This is a genomic window from Coleofasciculus sp. FACHB-712, from assembly GCF_014695635.1.
GTDB lineage: Bacteria > Cyanobacteriota > Cyanobacteriia > Cyanobacteriales > FACHB-T130 > FACHB-T130.
Window position 1 is genome coordinate 1 of sequence record NZ_JACJOQ010000343.1, and the last position, 4,903, is coordinate 4,903.

At 44.3% G+C, this 4,903-nt stretch carries 5 protein-coding genes; 1 reads left to right on the forward strand and 4 read right to left on the reverse strand.

Annotated features, from left to right (window positions below; translation table 11 throughout):
- The 3 genes from H6F50_RS08730 to H6F50_RS08740 form a co-directional block, all read right to left on the reverse strand.
- Positions 1-458: nucleotidyltransferase domain-containing protein (locus H6F50_RS08730; protein WP_190428382.1), on the reverse strand; the 458-nt coding region annotated here is incomplete at its 3' end.
- A 553-nt stretch (positions 459-1,011) separates the two neighbouring features.
- On the reverse strand, positions 1,012-2,328 hold the full coding sequence (locus tag H6F50_RS08735) for an ATP-binding protein (RefSeq protein WP_242028948.1): 1,317 nt from the start codon (positions 2,326-2,328) through the stop codon (positions 1,012-1,014).
- Between the two features lie 29 nt (positions 2,329-2,357).
- The gene (locus tag H6F50_RS08740; RefSeq protein ID WP_190428384.1) at positions 2,358-2,909 is read right to left on the reverse strand and encodes a heme NO-binding domain-containing protein; all 552 of its coding nucleotides are present in this window, start codon (positions 2,907-2,909) and stop codon (positions 2,358-2,360) included.
- Positions 2,910-3,585: 676 nt separating this feature from the next.
- On the opposite strand from H6F50_RS08740, the gene H6F50_RS27545 reads away from it, so the two are divergent.
- A complete protein-coding gene (locus H6F50_RS27545) occupies positions 3,586-3,786 on the forward strand; it encodes a hypothetical protein (protein WP_190428386.1) in 201 nt (66 codons plus the stop codon).
- 19 nt (positions 3,787-3,805) lie between these two features.
- Here H6F50_RS27545 and H6F50_RS08750 read toward each other — a convergent pair whose 3' ends face one another.
- A complete protein-coding gene (locus tag H6F50_RS08750) occupies positions 3,806-4,621 on the reverse strand; it encodes an alpha/beta fold hydrolase (protein ID WP_190428385.1) in 816 nt (271 codons plus the stop codon).
- Positions 4,622-4,903 lie beyond the last annotated feature (282 nt).

The window sequence follows — 4,903 nt, forward strand, 5'->3', positions numbered from 1 at the left end:
ACGTTATACGGATCGTGAAGTGGCAGACAAATTGCAACTTCACCCATATAAATAGAGGATACAAAGCCGTGTGGATGCCCTGGTTGGTAATCAATAGTAATTTTCCCAGCATGGCAATCATTAATGACACGATTAACCTGAGCCACATCACGATAGAGAAAATCTACAGATACTCCTTCTACCTTTAGCCAACCACCGCCATTAATCCATTTCCCCCATCCACCAATTGGGGTGATTAGATTTGCGCGATGATTGTCGTCAAGTTCAGAGGCGAGGTGATTTAGAGCAGTCACATCAAGCGGATTCTCTGGATTGTAATAGATTCCCAGATCCACATCTGACTTCTGTGTATGGTTGCCTCGTGCCCTTGAACCCCCTAGAGCGATCGCTGCAATTCCCTGAATTGACTGTAAACGTTCAACAACACGGTGGATCAACTGAGGCAATTGCTGATTCATATTGACTTCATTTTTCCACCAATTCAAACCTATTTCACATTAAATGCTAACGGACAAGCTTCAAATAATACCCTCACTCATCACATAAGCTGCACAACTATTAGTTGTACCGTATTCGCTATCAAACAGCACCCGCTTCAACTATATTGTTCCTCTAGATAAATCCACATATGATTCTGTTGAATAGTCTGTATGTAGCTGAATCGAACCGATTAGGCTTTGAGTCCAATGAGAGCGATCGCGGCAAGCAACAGGAGACTATGCTCAGTTAGTCCCTGCTTTGATGTTTGAGGTCAAGTCAAAACAGATTTTGTGCCCAATCTGCGTCAGAAGATTAATAAGAATTAAGTAATTTGCAGCATACTAGGTTCAGGGAGTAATTCACCTTTTGCAAGCTATGCATCCTCTTACATTTCGATTACGTTTTTACCATTACGAATTGCTTCCTCACGAGTTTTGCTATGAGTGCAAGACATAACAAGGCGATCGCAAAATGGAATCGTGTGCGATCGCTCAGTAACTTTATCCCTTAACCTAGAGAAACATACTGCAATTAGGAAAGTGGAATTTTAATAGTAAATTCGGTTCCCTTTCCTACTTCAGAAATTACCTCGATTGAACCATGATGTTTTTCAATAATTTGATGGCTGATTGATAGTCCTAATCCTGTACCTTTGCCGATAGGCTTGGTCGTAAAGAATGGAGTAAAAATTTTCTCTTTAATTTCCAGAGGAATGCCTTTTCCATTATCTTGAATGCGAATACAGGCGTAATTCAATTCATTTACACTGGTTTGGATCGCAATCTGCTTGGATTTTATATCTGTCTCTAATAATTCATCAGCAGCATTAGAAAGAATATTCATGAAAACTTGGTTTAGCTGGGCTGGATAACACAAAACTTTTGGCAGACATCCATAGTTCCTAACAACCTCAACATCATGTTTCAGCTTGTGATTTAGAATTAATAATGTACTCTCAATTCCTTCATGTAAGTCCACATTTTTTTGTTCTGCTTCATCTAATCTAGAAAAGTTTCGTAATGACAAAATAATATCTCTAATGCGATGACCTCCCATTTCCACAGATGAGACGAGACTGGGTAAATCCTCCAGCAAAAACTCCAAGTCGATTTCCTTCATGTAATTAATGATTTCAGGAGAGGCTTGAGGAAAGTGTTTTTGATAGAGGTTGAGCAGGCTTATTAAATCCTTAACATAGTTGTTTATGTGGCTAAGATTACCGTTGATAAAGTTAAGCGGGTTGTTGACCTCATGGGCAATTCCTGCCATCATTTGCCCCAGTCCAGACATTTTTTCAGCTTGAATCAGTTGCGATTGAGTTTTCTGTAAGTTTTCGATCGCTTGTTCTACGGTTTTAGCTCTCGCCTCTGCCAGGGAAGCGATCGCCTCTTTTTCTCTCAAAGCATCTTTTAATTTGGTCTGCTGCTCTGTCAGTTCGTCCATCAACTTACCCTTTGCTTGTAAAAGAAAGAGAAAGTCGGTAACAGAGTCGTGAATTGCAAAGTCTTTTAATTTAATTCCTAGTTGGTTTAACTGGCTAATTTCCGTAACGACCGGGGAACCCAGAAAAAAAATAACCTCGCTGTCAGTAACAGGCATCATCTGCCCTTTTAGAATCATTTCACTATCAAGCGATTTCAGCGTAAAGATACTATGAGATTGCTTACTAATAGCAGCAAAATTAGCATTTTGAATAATGGGACGCTTAATTTGGAAGCACTGGTCAAGTTGTGACCCGATGATTTGAGGAATAAGCCTCTGCAAAACCTCCCCCGATTGTACGATTGTGCGATCGCTCTTAAACACAAAATGAAAAGGAAAAGCTTGAGCAAACAATTGAGGAGGCAAAGTCAGATCGGGAGGGTGCATAGAAAGGCTCAGTGAGGCTTGTACTGAATTGAGAACTCATCATGGTCTGCACCCTCAGACTTACTTTGGATCTGCGTAACTTCAACAACCGTATCTAAACGTGTTCCTAATCCCTGCACTAATCCCACTACCATTGGAGCTAATCCCTCTCGGTGTGAATGATAGTGGAGGTGCAATGTTTGTTCTTCAACTTCCTTACAGGTGAAGGATGGAGGCTGTAGTTTCGGAAAACTGACTCCAATGCGGGTATGAAGATCGTCCAAATTCTCTAAAAATTCGGGAAGCGTATCACCGCTCATTGCCATTAGTTCCCCATACCCTTCTTCAGCGGTGTATTGAACCCAGAACTCTCCAAAAGCTTGCATGATTTCTGAAGCAGATAAACCTAAAACAAGACTTGCAGCTTTTACAAGTCTGTGGGTCACATCATCCGGGTAAGACTCCATGCTGATGAATGCATCCACCTCGACCTCAGACTTATGGTGAATCTCTTTCCAGGTTTCTTCACCGAAGCGACTACACACCATATCGTGAATTGCTTTGTTGACTAAGCCGTACATAAAATCTCCTGTAGTGCTGTTTTAGACTTTTTCATAATTTGCCTGCAACCCTCGTGAGATTGAGTTGCTGGAATCGGCTGACACAATCTTTTCTTTAGAGCGCCTACTTCTAAGATAACTGCACCAAGTTTGGTACTACTGGAGCCTTATAGCTTTACTACTTAAGAGCGATCGCTCCTCATTCCTTCCCTAGCTGCTGCACAAAGGCAGTATGTTGTGGTGCAGCCAACCCTGACTGGCACTATAGGCACGTTTTTTATCACCTACAGCGATCACGCCGAACGACAGAAAGCTGCATTGAGATTGTTAGACCGCCGTGTACAATAACTAAACACTCAAGTCCAGCTATTAGCTAAACACTTCCTTTAAATGTGTTCTCAAACTTTCAATATTGTTCCACCGAGACATTAGGCTGGGACTGGCTAACGATTTTGCTTTAGTATCTTGCCACCCCCAATCTGCTCTCATGACATCTTTATCGAGGGGCATACGGTGAGGATCGCTGAAATCAGCAACGCAATCTACCTTCACCCATCTGAAAATGCCCCATTCACCCAGTTTCCATTGAGATTGATCTTCACTTCCTTCCTTGACCAGTTCAACTATGTGCGTTAGATGTGGAATACAACGAGGCTATCCCAAGGTTCCTAATTCAGCCAACAGCTTTGTACCCTAAATCGTTGAGATTTCTATCAAACTAACTCGATTCCAACTTCCCCAGGCGGTTCAAACACACTTGCAATCTTTGTTGGCTCGTCAGGATAAGGGTCATACGCGGTCTCCAGCAGAACAACAAGAAGCAGAAGGACTTGTTGAACTGGCAGAATTTTTATCCTTACTATATTTGCCCTCAACGCGGGTGATGAAGCAAGCATAGATGACAACGGATTTCTTAGTTAGACGACTGCTAGGCAGGTATCGAGTGCTGTAGCAAACGGCTCAGGCGCATCAAGCATGAGCCAGTGTCCTGTAGCGGGTAGAGTGATTGTGGTTAGTGCTGGACGGAGGACGTGAAGGCTGAACGGCGAGTTATTCGACGGAGCCAGAATAGCGTGAGCGCGTGCCCCTGGCGAAGCGAGGTACTCATCGAGAGCTTCCACTGCTTTAAAGGCAAACAAACCGCGAGACGTTCCAAGCAGCCGATCCTTTGGGGTGGCGGCAAGGCGGGCGAGTATTTGCTCTTGCGTTGCCGAGGTGCTTCCTGCCAGTGCGTTGCGGAAAGAGTCTTCCAGCACTGCTCGCCAGTCGTTAGTTGCCAGCGCTGCTTGCATCGGAGCTATTTGTGACTGATATACCTCTGGGGGGCATTGAGTGCAATCGATTGGTGGATCTACCAGTACCAACTGCGCGATCGCGTTAGGTTTAGCCGCCGCCGCAGCGAGTGCGACGCAAGCGCCGAAGCTGTGCCCAACGAGCGCGATATGCTCAAGTCTAAGGGCTTCTAATACAGCCAAGAGATCGGCTGCACACGAAGCAGGAGAGTAGTCATCATCCGCAGGCGGTGAGGAAGCACCGTGTCCCCGCAAATCGATCGCGATCGCACGTCGAGTCCGGGCGGCATAAACAAGTTGTTCATCCCAGAGGTCTGCGGAACACGCCATACCATGCACAAACACTACTGGCAGTAGTTTGCATTCCATAGTGGTGACAGGTGCAGCGGCTTCAAGGATATGAATGCTAACGTTCTGAGCAGCGAGAGTTATTAAGTTCATACTGCTTTCCCTTGAGCCTTAATTGCTTCAGATAATCGCCATTACCCTACAGATTAATCTTAAAGCATTGTCTCTAGTCCAATTGCTGCTCAAACACTGGTCAAGCACCTCAAATACACAAACTGCTGTTCCTGTCCCTGCTATGTGATTAGCCCTGCTTACTGCTCCCATTCTACTTGAACAGGCTTTATCTCCTGTTCGTTGAATGCGGTGAGGCTAGCTCTCAGATTCCCATTTGACCAGTGTATGGCTGTGAGATGATACTTGTAGTCTTCTCCGTAT